19 protein-coding genes are annotated in these 21131 nt (G+C 69.2%); 8 read left to right on the top strand and 11 right to left on the bottom strand.

Going from position 1 to position 21131, the window contains the following annotated elements:
- Positions 1-13 precede the first annotated feature (13 nt).
- Positions 14-1603 (bottom strand): globin domain-containing protein, encoded by a 1590-nt coding sequence (locus ACIGAQ_RS22490; protein WP_399785367.1) that lies wholly within the window; start codon positions 1601-1603, stop codon positions 14-16.
- 571 nt (positions 1604-2174) lie between these two features.
- Between ACIGAQ_RS22490 and ACIGAQ_RS22485 the strand changes: the two genes are divergently transcribed.
- Positions 2175-3041 (top strand): GNAT family N-acetyltransferase, encoded by an 867-nt coding sequence (locus tag ACIGAQ_RS22485; protein ID WP_399785364.1) that lies wholly within the window; start codon positions 2175-2177, stop codon positions 3039-3041.
- 133 nt (positions 3042-3174) lie between these two features.
- Here the strand turns inward: ACIGAQ_RS22485 and ACIGAQ_RS22480 are convergent, their stop codons facing one another.
- The gene (locus ACIGAQ_RS22480; RefSeq protein ID WP_311682665.1) at positions 3175-3597 is read right to left on the bottom strand and encodes a heme-binding protein; all 423 of its coding nucleotides are present in this window, start codon (positions 3595-3597) and stop codon (positions 3175-3177) included.
- Positions 3598-3651: 54 nt separating this feature from the next.
- On the bottom strand, positions 3652-4860 hold the full coding sequence (locus tag ACIGAQ_RS22475) for an MFS transporter (protein WP_399785361.1): 1209 nt from the start codon (positions 4858-4860) through the stop codon (positions 3652-3654).
- Positions 4861-5002: 142 nt separating this feature from the next.
- Between ACIGAQ_RS22475 and ACIGAQ_RS22470 the strand changes: the two genes are divergently transcribed.
- Positions 5003-5467, top strand: a complete 465-nt coding sequence (locus tag ACIGAQ_RS22470; protein ID WP_311682661.1) for a MarR family transcriptional regulator — start codon at positions 5003-5005, stop codon at positions 5465-5467.
- A gap of 32 nt (positions 5468-5499) precedes the next feature.
- Positions 5500-5952: a GNAT family N-acetyltransferase gene (locus ACIGAQ_RS22465; protein ID WP_311682658.1), complete on the top strand. Its 453-nt coding sequence runs from the start codon at positions 5500-5502 to the stop codon at positions 5950-5952.
- A 130-nt stretch (positions 5953-6082) separates the two neighbouring features.
- Here the strand turns inward: ACIGAQ_RS22465 and ACIGAQ_RS22460 are convergent, their stop codons facing one another.
- Both ACIGAQ_RS22460 and dnaB read right to left on the bottom strand, forming a co-directional pair.
- Positions 6083-7468, bottom strand: a complete 1386-nt coding sequence (locus ACIGAQ_RS22460; protein ID WP_399785357.1) for a serine hydrolase domain-containing protein — start codon at positions 7466-7468, stop codon at positions 6083-6085.
- A gap of 59 nt (positions 7469-7527) precedes the next feature.
- Positions 7528-9009 carry a replicative DNA helicase gene (gene dnaB, locus ACIGAQ_RS22455; RefSeq protein WP_311682655.1) on the bottom strand — a complete coding sequence of 494 codons (1482 nt, stop codon included), beginning with the start codon at positions 9007-9009 and terminating at the stop codon, positions 7528-7530.
- 460 nt (positions 9010-9469) lie between these two features.
- On the opposite strand from dnaB, the gene ACIGAQ_RS22450 reads away from it, so the two are divergent.
- The gene (locus ACIGAQ_RS22450) at positions 9470-10807 is read left to right on the top strand and encodes an MATE family efflux transporter (RefSeq protein ID WP_399785354.1); all 1338 of its coding nucleotides are present in this window, start codon (positions 9470-9472) and stop codon (positions 10805-10807) included.
- A 141-nt stretch (positions 10808-10948) separates the two neighbouring features.
- Here ACIGAQ_RS22450 and rplI read toward each other — a convergent pair whose 3' ends face one another.
- From rplI to rpsF, 4 genes are all read right to left on the bottom strand, one after another.
- Positions 10949-11395 carry a 50S ribosomal protein L9 gene (gene rplI, locus ACIGAQ_RS22445; protein ID WP_010032778.1) on the bottom strand — a complete coding sequence of 149 codons (447 nt, stop codon included), beginning with the start codon at positions 11393-11395 and terminating at the stop codon, positions 10949-10951.
- An 18-nt stretch (positions 11396-11413) separates the two neighbouring features.
- On the bottom strand, positions 11414-11650 hold the full coding sequence (rpsR, locus tag ACIGAQ_RS22440) for a 30S ribosomal protein S18 (protein ID WP_003949403.1): 237 nt from the start codon (positions 11648-11650) through the stop codon (positions 11414-11416).
- Positions 11651-11695: 45 nt separating this feature from the next.
- Complete coding sequence (locus ACIGAQ_RS22435; RefSeq protein ID WP_362275863.1) at positions 11696-12283, bottom strand: single-stranded DNA-binding protein; 588 nt, start codon at positions 12281-12283, stop codon at positions 11696-11698.
- Between the two features lie 71 nt (positions 12284-12354).
- Positions 12355-12645 carry a 30S ribosomal protein S6 gene (rpsF, locus tag ACIGAQ_RS22430; RefSeq protein WP_030237450.1) on the bottom strand — a complete coding sequence of 97 codons (291 nt, stop codon included), beginning with the start codon at positions 12643-12645 and terminating at the stop codon, positions 12355-12357.
- Between the two features lie 264 nt (positions 12646-12909).
- Between rpsF and ACIGAQ_RS22425 the strand changes: the two genes are divergently transcribed.
- The 3 genes from ACIGAQ_RS22425 to ACIGAQ_RS22415 all read left to right on the top strand — a co-directional run bounded on the left by ACIGAQ_RS22425 (position 12910) and on the right by ACIGAQ_RS22415 (position 15646).
- On the top strand, positions 12910-13215 hold the full coding sequence (locus ACIGAQ_RS22425) for a hypothetical protein (RefSeq protein ID WP_311682649.1): 306 nt from the start codon (positions 12910-12912) through the stop codon (positions 13213-13215).
- A gap of 165 nt (positions 13216-13380) precedes the next feature.
- Positions 13381-14502, top strand: coding sequence for a peptidoglycan bridge formation glycyltransferase FemX (femX, locus tag ACIGAQ_RS22420; RefSeq protein ID WP_031115197.1), 1122 nt, complete (start codon positions 13381-13383; stop codon positions 14500-14502).
- Positions 14503-14614: 112 nt separating this feature from the next.
- Positions 14615-15646 carry an alanine racemase gene (locus tag ACIGAQ_RS22415; RefSeq protein WP_399785349.1) on the top strand — a complete coding sequence of 344 codons (1032 nt, stop codon included), beginning with the start codon at positions 14615-14617 and terminating at the stop codon, positions 15644-15646.
- Positions 15647-15742: 96 nt separating this feature from the next.
- Here the strand turns inward: ACIGAQ_RS22415 and ACIGAQ_RS22410 are convergent, their stop codons facing one another.
- Together ACIGAQ_RS22410 and ACIGAQ_RS22405 are read right to left on the bottom strand one after the other, a co-directional pair.
- Positions 15743-17254, bottom strand: a complete 1512-nt coding sequence (locus ACIGAQ_RS22410) for a glycosyltransferase family 87 protein (protein ID WP_399785346.1) — start codon at positions 17252-17254, stop codon at positions 15743-15745.
- Between the two features lie 118 nt (positions 17255-17372).
- Positions 17373-19646: a transglycosylase domain-containing protein gene (locus tag ACIGAQ_RS22405; RefSeq protein ID WP_399785902.1), complete on the bottom strand. Its 2274-nt coding sequence runs from the start codon at positions 19644-19646 to the stop codon at positions 17373-17375.
- Positions 19647-20452: 806 nt separating this feature from the next.
- Here ACIGAQ_RS22405 and ACIGAQ_RS22400 point away from each other — a divergent pair.
- Positions 20453-21127 carry a helix-turn-helix transcriptional regulator gene (locus tag ACIGAQ_RS22400; RefSeq protein WP_399785343.1) on the top strand — a complete coding sequence of 225 codons (675 nt, stop codon included), beginning with the start codon at positions 20453-20455 and terminating at the stop codon, positions 21125-21127.
- Positions 21128-21131 lie beyond the last annotated feature (4 nt).

Here is a 21131-nt window from a genome sequence, read left to right as displayed (position 1 = left end):
GCCGGGCGGCAGGTCAGTTCCCGGCCGAGACCAGTTCCTCGACGGAGTCGTGCCGTATGCGGTCCGACGGGATACCGCTGTCCCGCAGGGCGTCCACACCCCTGCGGATCATCCCCGGCGGGCCCGAGAGATAGGCGTCGTACTCGTTCCACGGCCCGTAGGCCCGCACGGCGTCCGGGAGCTGCTGGTGCGCCTGCTGGTCGATGATCGCGCGGACCGAGAGCCAGGGGTGGGTCTGCTGCAGACGGAGCATCGTGTCGATGTCGTACAGGTCGTGGTCGGTGCGGGCGCCGTAGAAGACCTCGACCCGGCGGCGCTCCCCGTGCTCGGCGACGTCCTCGACCAGGGCCTTGATGGGCGCGATGCCGGTGCCGCCGCCCACGCAGAGCAGCCCGCTGTCGGTGGTGTGGTCCACGGTCATCCACCCGGCCGGCGGGCCCAGCCGGATGATGTCGCCGGGGCGGGCGCGGTGCACCAGGGCGTTGGACACCCAGCCGGCCGGAACGGCTTTCACGTGGAACGACAGCAGGCCGTCGGAGCGCGGCGCCGAGGCGAAGGAGTAGTGCCGCCAGATCCGCGGCCACCAGGGGGTCTCCACGCTGGTGTACTGCCCGGCGAGGAAGGGATACGGCTGGTCGGGGCGGACGGTGACGACCGCGATGTCCGGGGTTCTGAGCTCGTGGGTGACGACTTCGGCGTACCACCAGGCGGGGGACCGCAGTTCGTCCGCGGCAGCCGCGTCGATCATGATCTGGGAGATGGTGGTGTAGGTCCGGACCCAGGCCGCCTCCATCTCCTCGTTCCAGACCCCGGCGGCGTACTTGCTCAGTGCGCCGATGAGGCATTCACCGACGGCCGGGTAGTGCTCGGGCCGGGTGCCGTACTTGCGGTGGCCACGGCCGAGGTTCTGGAGGTAGTCGACGAGGACGTCGGTGTTGTCGATGTGCTCGGCGGCCGTCAGCAGCGCCCGGAGCAGCCGGTCCCGCTGGGTGTCCATAGCGGCGGGGAACAGCGATCTCAGATCGGGGTGACGAACGAAGAGCAGGGCGTAGAAGTACGAGGTGACCTTGTCCGCCACGGGGGTGACTTCGGCCATCGCGCGCCGGACCAGGAGGGCGTCCGGGGACGCTGCGGGAGCTGAGGCGGCCTCGCCTCGGGGCGGCGCCGGTGCGGGGCGCTGGGCGGGGGCCCGGGTCTCGGCGGGGGGTACCACGGTCGAGGCGAAGGGTGCCGGGGTGAGCGCCGTGGGCACGGGACCCGCCGGCCCAGCCGTGTCGGCGGGCACGGCAGCAGCTCCGGGCGAGGAGGCGGGGCGCGTGCTCCCGGGCGGGGATGCGTGCTGCGCGGTCCCGGCGGGCGGGGATTCAGGCTGCGCGGTCCCGGCGGCTGGGGGTGCGGGCTGCGGAGGGGGTGTGGGGCGGCCCACCGGGCGTATCGCCGCCGGGCGGCGTCCTGCCGCCGGGCCGGGTGCTTCGGCGGGAGCCGGCTCGTTGCCCGGCTCCGGCTTGTTGCGGGGCGTGAACCAGCCGCCCCCGCCGCCAGAAGTGCCGTTGTCGGCCGACGTGGTGGTCGGAGCGTCCATGGTGTGCCTCGCCTCGAGCATCTTTCGGTCGGTCTGCGCACTTCCCTGGTCGGAAGGTGCCTGCTTTCCCCCGTGGACGGGCCGTGTTCCCATCCCTGTCGCGGCCAATGCGGCCACATTCAACCCGTGATCCAGCTCTGTACGGACAAGTAAGGCGAGAGTGTGACATTGCCCGCAGTACTTTCTCCGAGCTTCCCACTCGCCTCGACGGTTCTCGTCGCATTACCGGAAACGCGGGTCTTCGATCTCTCCGTCCCTTTAGGCTGCATTGCCCTGCACTCGGCCCACACGAGACGGGTCACCCGTCCCTGACGCGAACCGGAGTCGACCCTACCGGCCCGCGCTGTGCACACAAGTCCCCCCTTGCCTCATCACGAATGAGGGCGGCGGGCGCACGATCGGGCGGACCAACTGGCATGTGGAATAGACACATTGACCGTCCCTGTCGGTCACCTGCTGTTCTTGCGTGTTTCACGTGAAACGGCCGATGCGCGTTCGCCCACTCCGCATGCGACTGCAACTGGCCAAAAGGTCGATTGTCTCCGCCGAAACAGGTGGACGTCAGGGGCTTCCTTCGGACAGCCTGGCCTGCGTGTCGACTCCTTCCCTTGCCGCTCTGCCCATCCGCCGTCTGACGCTTCGCGACCTCACCGCCTGTGCCGACTTGTCCGAGGACCGGGGGTGGCCACGGGAGGAGCACAAGTGGGGGTTCCTCCTCACGGCCGGAAAGGGCTGGGGCATCGACGATCCCGACGGCGGTCTGGTGAGCGCCTGTGTCGTCACCGAGTACGGACCCCTCGAACGCCCCGCCCTCGCCGCGATCGGCATGGTGCTGGTCGCCGGCCGGCATGCCCGGCAGGGCATCGGACGCCGGCTGATGCGCCATGTGATCTCCGCGATGGGCACCACGCCCCTCACCCTGCACGCGACGCCGTACGGCCGGCCGCTCTACGAAGAACTGGGCTTCAAGGTCACCGGACGGGCGGAGATGGTGAGGGGGCGCTTCACTCCCGGCGGGGCGGAGCCGGAGGTCGCCACCCGTGCCGCGACCGCCGAGGACCTCTCCGCGATCCTCCGGCTCGACGAGCAGGTCTTCGGGACCGACCGCACGCACATCGTCACCCGACTGCCCGCCTTCGCGGACCAGTTGCGCGTGGCCGAGGAAGGCGGGCGGATCGTCGGCTACGCGGCCGCCTGGCCGAACATGGAGACACACGTCGTCGGCCCGCTCATCGCCCGGGACACAGCGGTGGCCCAGGCCCTCATCGCGTCGCTGGCCGCCCACACCGACCGTCCGCTGCGCACCGACATCGACGTACGGCACGAGGAGCTGCTCGCCTGGGTGAAGGAGCGCGGCCTGGCCCCCGTCGCCTTCAACTCCGTGATGACCTACGGCATCACGGAACTGCCCGGGGAGTGGACCCGGCGCTTCGCCCCGGTCACGGTCGCGGCGGGCTGACGGGCCTCCTCATGCCGGACGCCGGCTCCCCGGGCATCGGGGAACCGGCGTCGGTTGTGCCGGGCCCTGCCGGGGCAAGCAGGGCCACTCGGATCAGGCGCCGCCCACTCGGATCAGGCGAGGCCCAGTCGGGTCAGGCGAGGGTCTCCACGGCGGCCGTGGCGAAGGCATGGTCCTGCTCGGGGGCCCCGCCACCGACACCGATCGCGCCGATCAGCCGGCCGTCACGGTGCACCGGAACGCCGCCGGCGATGAACAGCAGCGGCCGGTCGAGCGCGGTGGGCAGCGTGTGGAAGAGGCCTCCGGGCTGCACGGCGTCGACGAGGTCGGCGGTGGGCGCGTTCAGCTGGAGCGCCGTGTAGGCCTTGCGGGTGCTGGTCTCGCCGGAGATCAGCACGGCACGGTCGTCCCGCCGGAAGGCGAGCAGGTGACCGCCCGCGTCCAGGACGGTGACGCTGACGGTGACACCCGCGGCTTCGGCGGCACGGCTCGCGGCCGCGACGAGGGCGTCGGCGTCCTGGGTGGTCAGCGGGGCGACAGCGGTGGTGGTGCTCATGGGGTGGTTCTCCTGGAGGATGTGGGGTGAAGGCGGTCGGGTCAGCCCGACGGCTCAGTGGTGGACAGCGGTCCGCTGCTCCGTCGGAGCGGACCCGGTGACGACGGTGCCGGGTGCGCCGGCGCGGCGCTCCAGGGCGGCCGAGAGAACGGCCAGGAGCAGGGCGCCGGCGGCGAGGGCGGCACCGACCCAGTTGGGAGCGGTGTAGCCGAGGCCCGCGGCGATCACGAGGCCGCCGAGCCAGGCGGACAGGGCGTTGCCCAGGTTGAAGGCGCCGATGTTGACGGCGGAGGCCAGGGTCGGGGCGCCGTGGGCCTGGTCGAGGACCCGCTTCTGCAGCGGCGGGACGGTGGCGAAGCCCAGGGCACCGATCAGCGCGATCGTGACGGCCGACAGGACCTTGTCGTGGGCCGTGACAGTGAACAGCGCCAGGACGACGGCCAGGGCGCCCAGGGAGACGTACAGCATGGGCATCAGGGCGCGGTCGGCGAACTTGCCGCCGACGAGGTTGCCGCCGACCATGCCGAGGCCGAACAGGACCAGCAGCCAGGTGACCGAACCGTCGGCGAATCCGGCGACGTGGGTCATCATCGGCGCGATATAGGTGATGGCCGCGAAGACACCGCCGAAGCCGAGGACGGTCATCGCCATGGCGAGCAGCACCTGCACGTTCTTGAAGGCGGCCAGCTCGTGCCGCAGGCGCACCCCCTCCGGCTTGGGCATGTCGGGCACGAGCCGGGCGATGCCGATCAGGCCGATGACGCCGAGGGCGGCGACGATGCCGAAGGTGACACGCCAGCCGACGGACTGACCGACGAGCGTGCCCAGCGGGACCCCGACGACGTTGGCGACGGTCAGCCCGGTGAACATCATCGCGATGGCTCCGGCCTTCTTGTCCGGGGCGACCAGATCGGCGGCCACCACCGAGCCGATGCCGAAGAAGGCGCCGTGGGCCAGCGAGGCGACGATCCGGCCGATCAGCATGACGCCGAAGGCGGGGGCCAGCGCCGAGAGCAGGTTGCCGACGATGAACAAGCCCATCAACAGCATCAGCATCCGCTTGCGGGAGACCTTGGTGCCGAGGACGGTCATCAGCGGGGCGCCGAACATGACGCCGAGCGCGTAACCGGTGACCAGATACCCGGCCGTGGGGATGGAGACCCCGTAGTCGCCCGCGACCTCGGGCAGCAAGCCCATGATCACGAACTCTGTCGTTCCGATCCCGAAGGCCCCGATCGCGAGGGCCAGAAGCGCGAGAGGCATGGAGGGGTTACCTTCCCAGAAGATTGCAGGAGCGCTTTGCGTGCGTCTACAATAGTTGCAGACGCGGGCTACACGCAACCGCCGTCTATTGCGCGACTGCTCTATCCTGGATGTCAGCCACCCCGGGACGGAGGAAACGCCAATGACAGCGACGGACCCCGCGCTCACCGCCCTCGCCCAGGGCTGGTGCGCCCTCTCCCTGCTGCACGGGAGGATCGAGGCCCACATCGAGCGCGCCCTGCAGGCCCAGCACGACCTCAGCGCACGCGAGTACTCCCTGCTGGACGTGCTCAGCCGACAGCACGACGGCGATGGCGGCCATCTGCAGATGAAGCAGGTCGCCGACGCGGTCGTCCTCAGCCAGAGCGCCACCACCCGCCTGGTGACCCGCCTGGAGGACCGCGGCCTCTTGGAGCGCTATCTCTGCCCCACCGACCGCCGGGGCATCTACACGAACGTCACCGAGGCGGGCCTGAAGCTGCTGGAGGCGGCCCGGCCGACCAATGACGCGGCTCTGCGCGAGGCCCTCGACGAGGCGGCGAAGAACCCCGAGCTGGCCCCGCTGGTCCGGGTCGTCGAGACACTGAAGGCGCCGGTGCCCGCATAACCCCGTCGGCTCCCTCTGCGTAGGGTGCAGCCATGGGAGATCTTGAAATACGCACCGCCGTCACCGACGACGTCCCGGCGATCGTGGCGATGCTCGCCGACGACCCGCTGGGGGCGCAGCGCGAGTCACCGGACGACCTCACCCCGTACGTGTCCGCCCTGGAGCGGCTCAGTTCCGATCCGAATCAGCGCCTGGTGGTGGCGGTCCGCGCGGGCCGCGTCGTCGGCACGCTGCAGCTCACCTTCATCCCCGGGCTGTCCCGGCGCGGCGCGACCAGGTCCCTCATCGAAGGCGTGCGCATCCACGCCGACGAGCGCGGCAGCGGCCTGGGGTCCCAGCTCATCGAGTGGGCGATCGGCGAGTCCCGGGCAGAAGGCTGCCAGTTGGTCCAGCTGACCACCGACAAGTCCCGCACCGACGCCCACCGCTTCTACGAGCGGCTCGGCTTCACGGCCTCCCATACCGGCTTCAAGCTCCAGCTTTGACCGATACGCCGGAGCGCCTGTGTTTCACGTGAAACACAGGCGCTCCTACGCGTCTCGCTCAAGCCGATCCCGCTCAAGCCCATCGGGCTCAGCCGATCCCGCTCACCAGATCCCGCTCACCAGATCCCGCTCAGCCGATCCCGCGCCAGCCTTCCGGGTCGACTCCTCCCGGTACCGGAGCCGTCTCGTCGTACGGCTTCCGCGTGAACACGAACGAGCCGAGATCCAGATGGCTCACGGATCCGTCGGGCCTCCGTACGGCCGTGAGCAGCTCTCCGGCGTAGTACCCCTCCAGGCCGGTCCAGGTGCCGTCCCCGTTCGGACGGAAGCGTGAGCGGCGCCCGTTGCCGGACAGCGGCTCCAGCGAGGCGAGCCCGTCGGCCGTGAGCCGCAGCGCGAAGGCGTACGTCCCCCAGTACCACGGGCCCGTCAGCTCCAGTGCGGCCGGCTCGACCGCACGCATCGGTGTCCACGGGGCCGGGATGCGCGGCTCCGCCTCGGCGACGATGCGGACGAGATCGGCGGCGACCGCCGACACCAGGGGTCCCGACGTGCAGTTGGCGAGCACGACCGCCGCCACGTCGTCCTCCACGCCGATGCTCACATTCGCCAGGAAGCCCGGGAGGGATCCGCTGTGCCCCACGAGCAGCCGGCCGTGCCGGTGCTGAATCTGCAGGCCGAGGCCGTAGGCATCGCCCGACACCACGTCCATGGCCTCCGCCGGGGCCGAAGGGGTCCGCATCTCCCGCAGCGACTCGGGGCTCAGCACCCGCTCGTCGCCCCGCGAGAGGAAGGCCGCGAACCGGGCCAGGTCACCGGTGGTCGACCAGAGCTGGCCGGCCGGTGCCATGCGGCCGAGGTCCTCGGCGGGCTCGGGCAGCAACACGTCGGCCCAGGGGTGGACCGCCCAGCCGCCCGCGTGCGGGACCCGCGGCCGCACGCTCGTCCGATCGAGCCCCAGGGGATCGAGCACTTCGCGCCGCAGTGCCTCCTCCCAGGAGGTCCCCCGCAGCTCTTCCACGAGTGCGCCGAGCAGCGTGTAACCCGGGTTCGAGTAGTGGTGCCGCCGGCCGACCGGGTGCAGGAAGGGCTGCTCGCCGAGGACGTCGGACACCTCCGGCCGCAGGGACCCCGAGGTGCGCTCCCACCACGGCGAGGGCGCCTCAGCCGCCAACCCGCTCGTGTGCGCGAGCAGTTCGGCGATCGTCGCCTCCCCCGCCCCCGTGCCCGGCAGATGCTTCTCCAGGGGATCGCCGAGCCCGAGCAGTCCTTCGTCACGCAGGCGCATCACCAGGACGGCCGTGAAGGTCTTGGTGATGGAACCGATCCGGTACTGCACGGTCTCGTCTGGCCCGTGCCCCTCCACCGAGGTCCGGGCCCCGTGCCATACCGCCCGGCCGTCCCGGACGACGGCCGCGACCAGCGACGGTGCCCGTCCCTCAGCCTGTGCCACGGCGATCCGGTGCAGCAGCGCGCGACGCGTGGCGGGAAGCAGCTCTTCCTGAGGTGTCGTCATGGGCCCAGTCCATCCGGCCCGATCGCGGGAGTCGACTTCTTTTCACCGCGCGGCGCGGATCAGGTCTGTGCCATGTCCACGAACCGCGAGTAGTGACCCTGGAAGGCGACGGTGATGGTCGCCGTCGGGCCGTTTCGGTGCTTGGCCACGATCAGGTCCGCCTCGCCGGCGCGGGGCGACTCCTTCTCGTAGGCGTCCTCGCGGTGCAGCAGGATGACCATGTCGGCGTCCTGCTCGATGGAGCCGGACTCACGCAGGTCGGAGACCATCGGCTTCTTGTCCGTGCGCTGCTCGGGGCCACGGTTCAGCTGGGAGAGCGCGATGACCGGGATCTCCAACTCCTTGGCCAGCAGCTTGAGGTTACGGGACATGTCCGAGACCTCCTGCTGACGGCTCTCGGCCCGCTTGGACCCGCCGGACTGCATCAGCTGGAGATAGTCGATGACGACCAGCCGGAGGTCGTTGCGCTGCTTGAGGCGGCGGCACTTGGCGCGGATCTCCATCATCGACAGGTTCGGGGAGTCGTCGATGTAGAGAGGCGCGGCCGAGACGTCCGGCATCCGCCGGGCCAGGCGCGTCCAGTCCTCGTCCGTCATCGTGCCGGAGCGCATGTGGTGCAGCGCGACCCGGGCCTCGGCGGACAGCAGGCGCATCGCGATCTCGTTGCGCCCCATCTCCAGTGAGAAGATCACACTGGGCAGGTTGTTCTTGATCGAGGCGGCCCGCGCGAAGTCCAGCGCGAGCGTGGACTTGCCCATGGCGGGACGGGCCGCGATGACGATCATCTGGCCGGGGTGCAGACCGTTGGTGAGCGAGTCGAAGTCCGTGAAGCCCGTGGGCACACCGGTCATCTCGCCGCTGCGCGAGCCGATCGCCTCGATCTCGTCGAGGGCGCCTTCCATGATGTCGCCGAGCGGCAGGTAGTCCTCGCTGGTGCGCTGCTCGGTGACGGCGTAGACCTCGGCCTGGGCGCGGTTGACGATCTCGTCGACGTCGTCGTCGGCCGCGTATCCCATCTGCGTGATCCGCGTGCCGGCCTCGACCAGGCGGCGCAGGACCGCACGCTCGTGGACGATCTCCGCGTAGTAGGCCGCGTTGGCCGCCGTGGGCACCGTCTGGACGAGGGTGTGCAGATAGGAGGCCCCGCCGACCTTGTTGATCTCGCCGCGTTTGGTGAGCTCGGCCGCGATCGTGATCGGGTCGGCCGGCTCGCCCTTGGCGTAGACGTCGAGGACGGCCTGGAAGATCGTCTCGTGGGCCGGCTTGTAGAAGTCGTGGCCCTTGAGGATCTCGACGACGTCGGCGATGGCGTCCTTGGACAGCAGCATGCCGCCGAGGACCGACTGCTCGGCCTCGATGTCCTGCGGAGGCACCCGCTCGAACGACGTGCCCGAGCCACCGTCCCACGCCCCGGTGTCCCGGCCGCGCTCGTGCTGTTCCTCGCGGCCCCGGGGGCCGTCGCCCCTGCGGCGGGACGAGGGAAGACGATCACTGGGCCCGCTGTCGGCCCACGGGTCGTCCAAGGGCTCGGAAATGCTCACCGAGCCACCTCCTCCCGTCCGCCGCAGCAGACCTCGCCGTGCCCCTTCTTTCTACGGCACGGCACTGACAAATAAGAGGCCCAACTCCGGTTGGTCGGCGCCGGTTTTGTGGCGTTTTGAAAACCGGCGGACGGAGCAGGCGCCGGACCACCGTAGGCCCCTCGGCACCGTCAGCCAATCTGGTTATCCACAGGCCATGTGGACGACGGCCCAGATGCTGTGGAGAACTCCGTGAAACCTGTGCACGACCCGGTGGACAGGCCTGTGAACAAGCGGCGCGCCCTCCTACCAAGACCGCCCTGACCTGCCCCTTTGCCATCCACCGGCTGTGCAGAAGAAAAACTTCCCCAAGCGGCGCAAGATCGCTTCGAAAGGTGCACAGCAGTGCGCATCCCCGAACGGAAAGTAAGGGTTGAGAAAGCTTTGCATCTCTTACCTGTGGACGATTAGATTGGTGCACATGACACAGGCCCCCGCGCGCCGTCGAGACGGCCGGAGACAGCACGACCGAGAGATCGTCGCGCTGGCCGTACCGGCCTTCGGCGCTCTCGTCGCCGAGCCCCTCTTCCTGCTGGCCGACACCGCCATCGTGGGCCACCTGGGCACGGCCCAGCTCGCCGGTCTCGGCGTCGCCTCGGCCCTGTTGATGACCGCCGTCAGCGTCTTCGTCTTCCTCGCCTACGCCACCACGGCGGCGGTCGCCCGCCGGGTCGGCGCAGGTGACCTGCAGGCCGCCATCCGCCAGGGCATGGACGGTATCTGGCTGGCCCTCCTCCTCGGCGCCGCCGTCGTCGCCGTCGCCCTGCCCACGGCGCCCCACCTCGTGAGCCTCTTCGGAGCATCGGAGGCGGCAGCCCCGTACGCCACCACCTACCTGCGCATCTCCGTACTCGGCATCCCCGCCATGCTCGTCGTCCTCGCCGCGACCGGCGTCCTGCGGGGCCTTCAGGACACCAGAACCCCGCTCTACGTCGCCGTCGCCGGTTTCGTCGCGAACGGCGCCCTCAACGCGGGGCTCGTCTACGGCGCCGACCTGGGAATCGCCGGCTCCGCCTGGGGCACGGTCATCGCACAGTGCGGCATGGCCGTGGTCTATCTCGTCGTGGTCCTCCGGGGCGCCCGCAAGCACGGGGCCTCCTTGCGTCCGGACGCCGCCGGGATCAGGGCCTCGGCCCAGGCGGGTGTTCCCTTGCTGGTGCGGACCCTTTCCCTGAGGGCGATCCTGATGATCGCCACGGCGGTCGCCGCCCGGCTCGGGGACGCCGACATCGCCGCCCACCAGATCATCCTGTCCCTGTGGAGCCTGCTCGCGTTCGCTCTCGACGCCATCGCCATCGCGGGCCAGGCCATCATCGGCCGCTACCTCGGAGCAGGTGACGCCCAGGGCGCCCGCGACGCCTGCCGTCGCATGGTCGAGTGGGGTATCGCCGTCGGGGTCGTCCTCGGCGTCCTGGTGGTCATCACCCGACCGGTGTTCCTGCCCCTCTTCAGCAGCGACCCTGCGGTCAAGGACGTGGCGCTGCCCGCCCTGGTCATCGTCGCTCTCTCCCAGCCGATCTCCGGCATCGTCTTCGTGCTGGACGGCGTCCTGATGGGCGCCGGCGATGGTCCCTATCTGGCCTGGGCGATGCTGGTCACTCTCGCGGTGTTCACTCCGGCAGCTCTGCTGGTGCCGGTACTGGGCGGAGGGCTCACCGCGCTGTGGGCCACCATGACGCTGATGATGACGGTGCGGATGCTGACCCTGTGGCTCCGTACCCGCTCGGGCCGTTGGATCGTGACGGGCGCGACCCGCTGACCGTTTCACGTGAAACATCGACGGTTTCACGTGAAACAGGAGTCCACCGGGGAACGAGCGGACTCCGTCGGCACACATGACGGTGGGGCCGTCCCCCGAAGGGAACGACCCCACCGCTCACTGCTTCAGCGAGCACGACACTCAGGCCGCGACAACCTCGATGTTGACCTTGGCGGCAACCTCGGGGTGCAGACGCACGGACGTCTCGTGAGCGCCCAGCGTCTTGATCGGCGAGCCCAGCTCGATGCGGCGCTTGTCGACCTCGGGGCCACCGGAAGCCTTGATCGCCGAGGCGATGTCGGCCGGGGTGACGGAACCGAAGAGACGACCGGCGTCGCCGGAGCGGACGGCCAGACGGACCTTGACGCCCTCGAGCTGGGCCTTCACCTGGTTGGCCTGCTCGATGGTCTGGATCTCGTGGATCTTGCGAGCACGACGGATCTGCTCGACGTCCTTCTCGCCACCCTTGGTCCAGCGGATCGCGAACTTCCGCGGGATCAGGTAGTTGCGAGCGTAACCGTCCTTGACGTCGACAACGTCGCCCGCGGCACCGAGGCCGGAGACCTCGTGGGTGAGGATGATCTTCATGTGTCGGTCACCCTTCCCTTATCGCGCGGTGGACGTGTAGGGCAGCAGCGCCATCTCACGGCTGTTCTTGACGGCCGTGGCGACGTCACGCTGGTGCTGCGTGCAGTTGCCGGTCACGCGGCGGGCACGGATCTTGCCGCGGTCGGAAATGAACTTCCGCAGCATGTTCGTGTCCTTGTAGTCCACGTACGTGACCTTGTCCTTGCAGAAAGCGCAGACCTTCTTCTTCGGCTTGCGCACAGGCGGCTTCGCCATGGTGATTCTCCTGTGTGATCAAGAAGTGTGGGTGCGAACCCGCCCTCAGAAGGGGGGCTCGTCCGAGTAGCCGCCGCCACCGCCGCCGCCGGAGTTTCCACCCCAGCCGCCGCCACCGCCCTGGTTGCCACCGGCGGGAGCGCCGGTCGCCCACGGGTCGTCGGCGGGAGCTCCGCCGCCCTGCTGGCCGCCGCCGGGGCCGCCGCCCCAGCCGCCGCCACCCTGGCCGCCGCCACCGCCGCCGCCGTAACCGCCCTGGCCACCGCGGCCGCTGGTCTTGGTGACCTTGGCCGTGGCATTGCGCAGGCTGGCGCCGACTTCCTCGACGTCCAGCTCGTAGACCGTGCGCTTGACACCCTCACGGTCCTCGTAGGACCGCTGCTTCAGCCGGCCCTGCACGATGACGCGCATGCCTCGCTGGAGCGACTCCGCGACGTTCTCCGCCGCCTGACGCCAGACCGAGCAGGTCAGGAACAGGCTCTCGCCGTCCTTCCACTCGTTCGTCTGGCGGTCGAAGGTGCGGGGAGTGGACGCGACACGGAACTTCGCGACGGCCGCACCGGAGGGGGTGAAGCGCAGCTCGGGGTCGTCGACAAGATTGCCGACCACCGTGATGACGGTCTCGCCTGCCATGGGGGAACCTCTCGGCGGGTTTGCTCTGGCTGCTTGCTACTCGAATCCCGGGATCAGCTGAGCGTGGAAGCTCAGTGCATCTCGGGACGGAGGACCTTGGTCCGGAGGACCGACTCGTTCAGGTTCATCTGGCGGTCGAGCTCCTTGACGACCGCAGGCTCGGCCTGCAGGTCGATGACCGAGTAGATGCCCTCGGGCTTCTTCTTGATCTCGTACGCGAGACGACGACGACCCCAGGTGTCGACCTTCTCGACCTTTCCGCCGCCGTCACGGACGACAGAGAGGAAGTTCTCGATCAGCGGGGAGACAGCGCGCTCCTCGACGTCGGGGTCGAGGATGACCATCACCTCGTAGTGACGCATGTGGAACCCACCTCCTTTGGACTCAGCGGCCACGGTCGTTCCGTGGCAGGAGGGTTGTGATGCGTAGGCAACGGTATCGGCCACCACTGACAATCGGGGGTTCTGTGGAGAAGCCCCTGCCGTGACATGGGCAGACACCGGTGCGGACGGTACAGAGTACCCGCACGGTGGCTTCCGGTTGAAATCCGGTCGCCAGGGCAGCCAATCTGTACACATCGGGTGTGTATGGCGCTACGATGCGCCGACTTTCGCAGGAGGTGCCCTATGGCACAGGCATTGCGACCCAACACCGCCGGCGGCCTCTTCGCCACGGACGGCAAGCCCCACCCCCTCCAGGACACGCTGCTCGCGGTGACCTTGGTGCTGGGCCTCACCTCGTTCCTCACGGCGATCATCAGCGACGACCTGCACGTGCTCAGCTCCTGGGCCGGCCTGGTGGGCATTCTCACGGGCGCCTACGGCCAGTGGATCTCGGAGACGACGCGTGAGCGCTTCGGCCTGATCCTGGGCCTGGGAGCGTCGGGCGTCGGATTCTTCCTGGGCATGATGCACGGCGGCCTCATCGGCTGACGCCGGAGCACCCCTTTCCGCACACCGGACGACGCCCCGGCCGTCCTCGGGCCGGGACGCAGCTTCCGTACGCCCAACCGGCGCGCTCCCACGGCGCAGTAGGCTTCGCGCGAGAGCCGGAGCCCCTGAACCCATGGGGACACACCAGCCCGAGGAGCGCCCCGAATGAGCCTGACCCTGAGGACCATCAGTCGAGAGCAGCATCTGGCCTACATCCAGAGCCTGCCGTCGGCGAGCCACATGCAGGTCCCGGCCTGGGCTGACGTCAAGGCGGAATGGCGCTCCGAGAACCTCGGCTGGTTCGACGACCGCACCGGCGAGCTGGTCGGCGTGGGTCTGGTCCTCTACCGGCAGCTTCCCAAGATCAAGCGCTACCTGGCCTACCTGCCCGAGGGCCCGGTCATCAACTGGTTCTCGCCGAATCTGCAGGAGTGGATCGAGCCGATGCTGGCGCACCTGAAGCAGCAGGGCGCCTTCTCGGTGAAGATGGGCCCGCCGGTGATCATCCGCCGCTGGGAGGCCGCCTCCATCAAGCAGGGCATCCAGAACCCGGACGTCAAGCGCCTGCGGGACATCGAGGCCGACCACATCGAGCCGCGTGCCTTCGAGGTGGCCGACAAGCTGCGCCGCATGGGCTGGCAGCAGGGCGAGGACGGCGGCGCCGGCTTCGGCGACGTCCAGCCGCGCTACGTCTACCAGGTGCCGCTGGCGAACCGTTCCCTGGAAGAGGTCCACAAGAACTTCAACCAGCTGTGGCGCCGCAATATCAAGAAGGCCGAGAAGGCCGGCGTCGAGGTCGTCCAGGGCGGCTACCAGGACCTCGAGGAATGGCAGCGGCTGTACGAGATCACGGCCGTGCGCGACCACTTCCGGCCGCGCCCGCTGTCGTACTTCCAGCGCATGTGGACGGCCCTCAACAGCGAGGACCCCAACCGGATGCGGCTGTACTTCGCCCGCCACAACGGTGTGAACCTGTCGGCGGCGACGATGCTGATCGTCGGTGGCCACGTCTGGTACTCCTACGGCGCCTCCGACAACATCGGCCGGGAGGTCCGGCCGTCGAACGCGATGCAGTGGCGGATGCTGCGCGACGCCTACGCGCTCGGCGCGACCGTCTACGACCTGCGCGGCATCTCCGACTCGCTGGACGAGACCGACCACCTCTTCGGCCTGATCCAGTTCAAGGTGGGCACGGGCGGCCAGGCGGCCGAGTACCTCGGCGAGTGGGACTTCCCGCTCAACAAGCTGCTGCACAAGGCGCTCGACATCTACATGTCGCGTCGCTGATGTCCCGTTCAGTGCTTCTATACCTCTGACACACGGCAACCGCTGACACGGCCCGCTGATTCACGGCGACCGCTGATTCACGGCAACCACGAGAAAGGTTCCAGGTCCGGCCATGGCGCTCACGCTCTACGTCGACACCGCGCGCTGGCGGGCGCACCACAAGCACGTGCAGGAGCAGTTCCCCGGCCTCGTGCCGGTCTGCAAGGGCAACGGCTACGGTTTCGGGCACGAGCGGCTGGCGGAGGAGGCCACGCGGCTGGGCTCGGACGTCCTCGCCGTCGGCACGACGTACGAAGCCGCCCGGATCAAGGACTGGTTCGGCGGGGACCTGCTGGTGCTGACCCCCTACCGGCGCGGTGAGGAGCCGGTGCCGCTGCCGGACCGGGTGATCCGCTCGGTCTCGTCGATAGACGGTGTGTACGGCCTCGTCGGTGCCCGTGTGGTGATCGAGGTGATGTCCTCGATGAAGCGCCACGGCATCAGCGAGCAGGACCTGGCCCAGCTGCACGCCGCCATCGAGAACGTCCGCCTGGAGGGTTTCGCCCTCCACCTGCCCCTGGACCGCACCGACGGCTCGGACGCGGTCGAGGAGGTCATCGGCTGGATGGACCGGCTGCGCGCGGCACGGCTGCCCCTGCACACGATGTTCGTCAGCCACCTGAAGTCCGAGGATCTCGTCCGGCTCCAGCAGCAGTTCCCGCAGACCCGGTTCCGGGCCCGCATCGGCACGCGGCTGTGGCTGGGGGACCACGACGCCACCGAGTACCGCGGCGCCGTCCTGGACGTCACACGCGTCGCCAAGGGCGACCGCTTCGGCTACCGGCAGCAGAAGGCCGCCTCGGACGGCTACCTGGTGGTCGTGGCGGGCGGAACGTCGCACGGGGTGGGTCTGGAGGCCCCCAAGGCGCTGCACGGCGTCATGCCGCGCGCCAAGGGCGTCGCCCGCGCCGGCCTCGCCACGGTGAACCGGAACCTTTCTCCCTTCGTCTGGGCCGGCAAGCAGCGCTGGTTCGCCGAACCGCCGCACATGCAGGTGTCGATCCTGTTCGTGCCCGCGGACGCGCCGGAGCCGCAGGTCGGTGAGGAGCTGGTGGCCCATCTGCGGCACACCACCACGCAGTTCGACCGGCTCGTGGACCGCTGACCGCCGCAGTACAGCGAGAAGGCCGTACAGGGGTCTCCTGTACGGCCTTCCGTCTGACTGGGGGGCGGCGTCGGGCGGACACCCGGCACCGTTCGCTCAGAGTGAACCGCCCGCGGTGCCTTGCTTGCCCCACTCGATGGGCTGCTCCGTGAAGTGCGCGGTCGCCTGGCGCCGGGCCCGGGCCGCGGGCCCGAGGACGAAGACGTCCTCGGCACCGTCGAGCACCCCGCCCGAGGGGTCGTCGTCCCCGGAGCGGCGCACCGGGTCCCGCTCCGGCAGGAAGATGTCCCGCACGACCATCACACAGAGATAGAGCGTGCCCAGCAGGTGCAGCGCGATGGCCCAGTGGTAGCCGTCCGTGGGCAGCCCCTTGTGGGCGTCTCCGCTGGTCGTGTACGCGAGGTACAGCCAGATCCCCAGGAAGTACGCCACCTCGCAGGCCTGCCAGATCAGGAAGTCCCGCCACTTGGGCCGGGCGAGGGCGGCCAGGGGAACCAGCCAGAGCACGTACTGGGGCGAGTAGACCTTGTTGGTGAGAATGAACGCCGCGACGATCAGGAAGGCGAGCTGGGCGAAGCGCGGCCGGCGCGGAGCGGTCAGGGCCAGGGCCGCGACTCCCGCGCAGCACGCCAGCATCAGCAGCGTGGCGAGGGTGTTGACGGTGTCGGTGGCGAGCGGGTCGTCCGAGTTCTGGGCCATGATCAGCCAGAAGGAGCCGAAGTCGACGCCCCGTTCCTGGCTGAAGGTGTAGAACTTCGACCAGCCCTCGAAGGCGAAGAGCATCACCGGCCCGTTCACGACGACCCAGGCGACGACCGCGCCGCCCACGGCCGTGGCGAACTCCCGCCACCGGCCGGCCCGCCAGCACAGCACCAGCAGCGGTCCCAGCAGCAGGAAGGGATACAGCTTGGCGGCCGTGGCGAGCCCCAGCAGGACGCCGAAGGCGAGGGAGCGGCCGCGGGACCACATCAGCATCGCCGCGGCCGTCAGAGCGACCGCCAGCAGGTCCCAGTTGATGGTCGCCGTCAGTGCGAAGGCGGGCGCCAGGGCGACCAGCAGGCCGTCCCAGGGACGCCGGGCGTGGGTGCGGGTCACGCAGACGGCGATGACCGACGCGCACACCATGAGCATCCCGGCGTTGACCATCCAGTACCACTGCTCCTGGTCCTGGATGGTGCCGCTGCCGGGCGTGAGCCAGGACGCGACCTCCATGAAGACACCGGTCAGCACCGGGTACTCCAGGTACTGCATGTCGCCGGGGAGCCGGTCGAAGTACGGCACGAGCCCGTCGGCGAAACCGCGCCCCTGGTAGAGGTGCGGGATGTCCGAGTAGCACGCGTGCGTGTACTGCGAGCTGGCGCCGAAGAACCAGGCGCCGTTGTAGCAGGGCGCCTTCTGGACCAGGCCGAGGGCGAACATCCCGATCGCCACCAGAGCGATCACCCGGACAGGAGTCCACCTGGACGTGCCGAGCAGGGCGCGGCGCCCGATCGGACCGCCGATCAGCTCACTGCCGGCCGCGGCGACCTTGTCCTCCTGGGTCGGCCGCACCGGCTCCGGCTCGTGGACGCTCCCTGGCGTCGTTTCTGCACTGGGCATGTCGCACATCCTGCCGTACGTGTCCGGCAAAACGGCGAGGGCCGCCGTACCCGAGTCGGGTACGGCGGCCCTGTTTCACGTGAAACAACGTGTTTCACGTGAAACACCCAAGCCGGGCGTTCGGCGGCTATCCGGCGGGGCCTCCGAAGATGCCTCCTCCGTTGCCGTTCCCTCTGGTGTTGCCACCGTCCAGGTTCGTATCGGTCGGCGTGGGCTCGGTACTCGCTCCTCCGTCCGTGCCCCCGTCGTCCGCACCGCCGTTCTGTCCGCCGTTTTCCTCCTCGCAGCCGAAGAAGCCACAGGTGTCGCTCGGCGAGGGCGACGGATCGGTCGGGGTCTCGCTGGGCGTCTCACTCGGGGTCTCGCTCGGCGTCTCGCTCGGCGTGTCGCTGGGAGTCGGCGTCGGCGACGGGGCTCCCACCGCGTCCTGGACGTCGCCGATCGGCTCGGCCTCCGGGAAGCCGAGGTCGGGCTTGCCCTTGAGCGCCGCCTTCATGTACTCGGTCCACACCAGCGTCGGGACGTCACCACCGTGGATGGACTTCTCACCCGCCGTGCCGTTCATCGAGAGCAGCTTGGCGCTCTTGGGATCCTCACGGAACATCGCGACCGAGGTCGACAACTGCTGGGTGTAGCCGACGAACCAGGCCGACTTGTTCTCGTCCGTCGTACCGGTCTTGCCGGCCGCCTTACGGCCCAGAGCGAGTGCCTTCTGGCCCGTACCGTTCTGGATGACGTTCTCCAGGACGTTCGTGACGTTGTTCGCCACGTTCTCGGGCATGGCCTGCGTGATCCTCGGCTTGTCGAAGCCGTCGATCTCCTGCCCGTTGAACTTGACGCTGGTCACCGAGTACGGAGCGGCCTGCTTGCCGGCCGCGGCGAACGTCGCGTAGGCGTCGGCCATGCGGATCGCGCTGGGGGTGGAGGTACCGAGCGCGAACGACGGGTTGAGCGTGGCGAAGCTGCTGTCCAGGATCCCGGCCTTCTCGGCCACGTCCCGCACGTTCCTCATCCCCACGTCCATGCCGAGCTGCACGAACGGCGTGTTGACGGACTGCTCCATCGCCTTGTGCAGGGTGATGTAGCCCCAGGGACGGTCGCTCTCGTTCTTCTGCAGGAACGGGGTGTTGTCCTTCTTCAGGACGTACGAGCCGTCGTTGTTCAGGACCTTCAGGCGGTCGTTGCCGTTGTACTTGCTCATCGGCGAGAGCGGACCGTCACTGCGGTAGGTCCCGTGCTCCATGGCGGCCGCCAGCACGAACGGCTTCCACGTCGAGCCGACGGGGACACCCGAGGTGTCCGCGTTGTTGTTGAAGTGGCCGTTCTCGTAGCCGGCGCCGCCGTAGAGCGCGACGATCGCGCCGTCCTTCGGCTTCACCGACGCCGCGCCGAACTGGACGTGCTTGTCCAGCTCACGCTTCTCCGGGTCCAGCTTCTCCTTCTCGACCTTCTTGACCGCCTTGGCCAGCGCCTCGACCTTGCTCTTCTCGAAGGTCGTCCTGATCTGGTAGCCGCCCTGGTCGAACTGCTGCTCCGTGATGTCGGAGTGGTTCAGGACGTACTTCTTGGCCGTGTCCACCAGGTAGCTGATCTGGCCGCTCATGCCCTTGGTCGCCTTGCGGCCCTGCGGCTCGGGGTACTCCTTGATCGCCTCCTGGTACTGGGCGTCCGTGAGCTTGTCGTCGTTGTGCATCTGCTCGAGGATCCAGCCCCAGCGCTCCTCCGACCGCTTGCGGTTGGCCTTGGCGCTCGCCGCCGGGTCGAGGCTCGCATTGCCCGCCGGGTCGTAGTACGTCGGGCCCTTGAGCAGGGCGGCGAGGAAGGCGCACTCGCTCGGCTTGAGCTGGTGGGCGTCCTTGCCGTAGTACGTCTGGGCGGCGGCCTGGATGCCGTAGGCGCCCCGCCCGTAGTACGAGGTGTTGAGGTATCCCTGGAGGATCTCCTGCTTGGAGAGCTTCGTGCCCACCTTGATGGAGATGAACATCTCCTTGAACTTCCGGGAGACCGTCTGCTCCTGGCTCAGGTAGGTGTTCTTCACGAACTGCTGGGTGATCGTCGAACCACCCTGCGTGTCACCGCCCCGGGCCATGTTCGCCAGGGCTCGGGCGATGCCCATGGGGTCGACGCCGGAGTCCTGGTAGAAGGTCTTGTTCTCGGCCGAGATCACGGCCTCCTGCATGGCCTTGGGGATCCGGTCGATCGTGACGTTCTGCCGGTTCTGGCCACTGCCCGTCGCGACCATCTGCTGGCCGTTGGACCAGTAGTAGACGTTGTTCTGCGACAGAGCCGCCGCGTTCTCCTCGTTGGGGACGCCCACCATGGCGTACCCGATGCCGGCCACGGCCACCAGGCTGCCGAAGAAGCCGATGCACAGACCGGAGACGAGCTTCCAGGACGGCATCCAGCGCTGCCAGCCGTACTTGCCGGCCCGCGGGTAGTCGATCAGCCGCTTCTTGTCGTAGACGGCGGCGGCGCGTCCCCGGCCCCGGCCGGCGGCAGCCGCCCCGGCAGCGCCCATGGCGGCGCCACGTCGGCCGCCGCCCCGCGGCGGTTCGGCCGCTCTCCGCCGGCCACCCCCACTTCTCTGCGCCGCACGACGGGCCTCGGCACGGCCGCCGTACGTACGCTCTTCACCCCCTGAGCCGTAGGAGTCCGACCCATAGGAGTCGGACGGAGACCCGGTGGCGCCTCGCGGTGCCGCTCGGCGGCCGGAGGACGAGCCGGACTGGCCGCGTCGGGCCGCGGCACGTCCGCCTCCCTGCGGCTGCGGCGGTTTGCGACGGTGCTCGCTCATCGAACGACTACTCCTCGGGCAGGCGCACCCTTGCGCGCCTGGAAACGGCGGCTGGTTTCCGGTCCCCCCGAAGTACGGATGCGGTCGGCTCCGCATTCATCGGTCCCGCATGCACCCGTACTACACCGAAGACCACGACGCTCTCGTGCGTCACTCGGTTCCCGGTGATGTGCATGGCGCACAGACTACGCACCGTCAAAACCTGCCGAGCCCCGAAGTTCACCTCAAATCAGGCAACTCGCGTCCGATGAATCGGTGATGTGATCCCGTTCACCACACCCCCTCTTGTCGCATCCGGAAGGCCGTTCTATCGTCGTGATGTATCGAGTCGATACATCAGCTCGACACATCGCCCCGAGACATCGGAGCGATACACCGGACGGGGACGCGCACACCGCGGAGAGGAGGCGACGATGAGCCGGCGTTCCGGCATCCTCGAGTTCGCCGTACTCGGCCTGCTCCGCGAGTCTCCGATGCACGGATACGAGCTGCGTAAACGCCTCAACACGTCCTTGGGCGTGTTCCGTGCGTTCAGCTACGGGACGCTCTACCCCTGCCTCAAGACGCTGGTCGCCAACGGCTGGTTGATCGAGGAACCGGGGAACGAGACCGAGGCCGTGCCCCTCACCGGCCGCCGCGCCAAGATCGTCTACCGGTTGACGGCGGAAGGTAAGGAGCACTTCGAGCAGCTGCTCTCGCAGACTGGGCCCGACGCGTACGAGGACGAGACCTTCGCCGCCCGTTTCGCGTTCTTCGGGCAGACCTCGCGCGATGTCCGCATGCGCGTGCTGGAAGGCCGCCGCAGCCGCCTGGAGGAGCGCCTGGAGAAGATGCGCGCCTCTCTGGCCCGGACCCGCGAGCGACTCGACGACTACACGCTCGAGCTTCAGCGCCACGGGATGGAGTCCGTGGAGCGCGAGGTGCGCTGGCTGAACGAGCTCATCGAGAGCGAGCGGGCGGGACGGGACCTCAAGGGCCCCGCCTCCGGGGACCCCGCTTCGCGTGACACCACATCTGGAGCGTCGGGCGGCCTGCCCCGGCCGGGGGACGACCCCCGTCCGGATACGCCCGACGACACCGCCACGTGAGAGC

The sequence above is a fragment of the Streptomyces sp. NPDC085932 genome, assembly GCF_044540525.1.
Taxonomy (GTDB): domain Bacteria; phylum Actinomycetota; class Actinomycetes; order Streptomycetales; family Streptomycetaceae; genus Streptomyces; species Streptomyces levis.
Note: the sequence above shows the minus strand (reverse complement) of the source record. Positions and strands in the feature narration are given on the sequence as shown.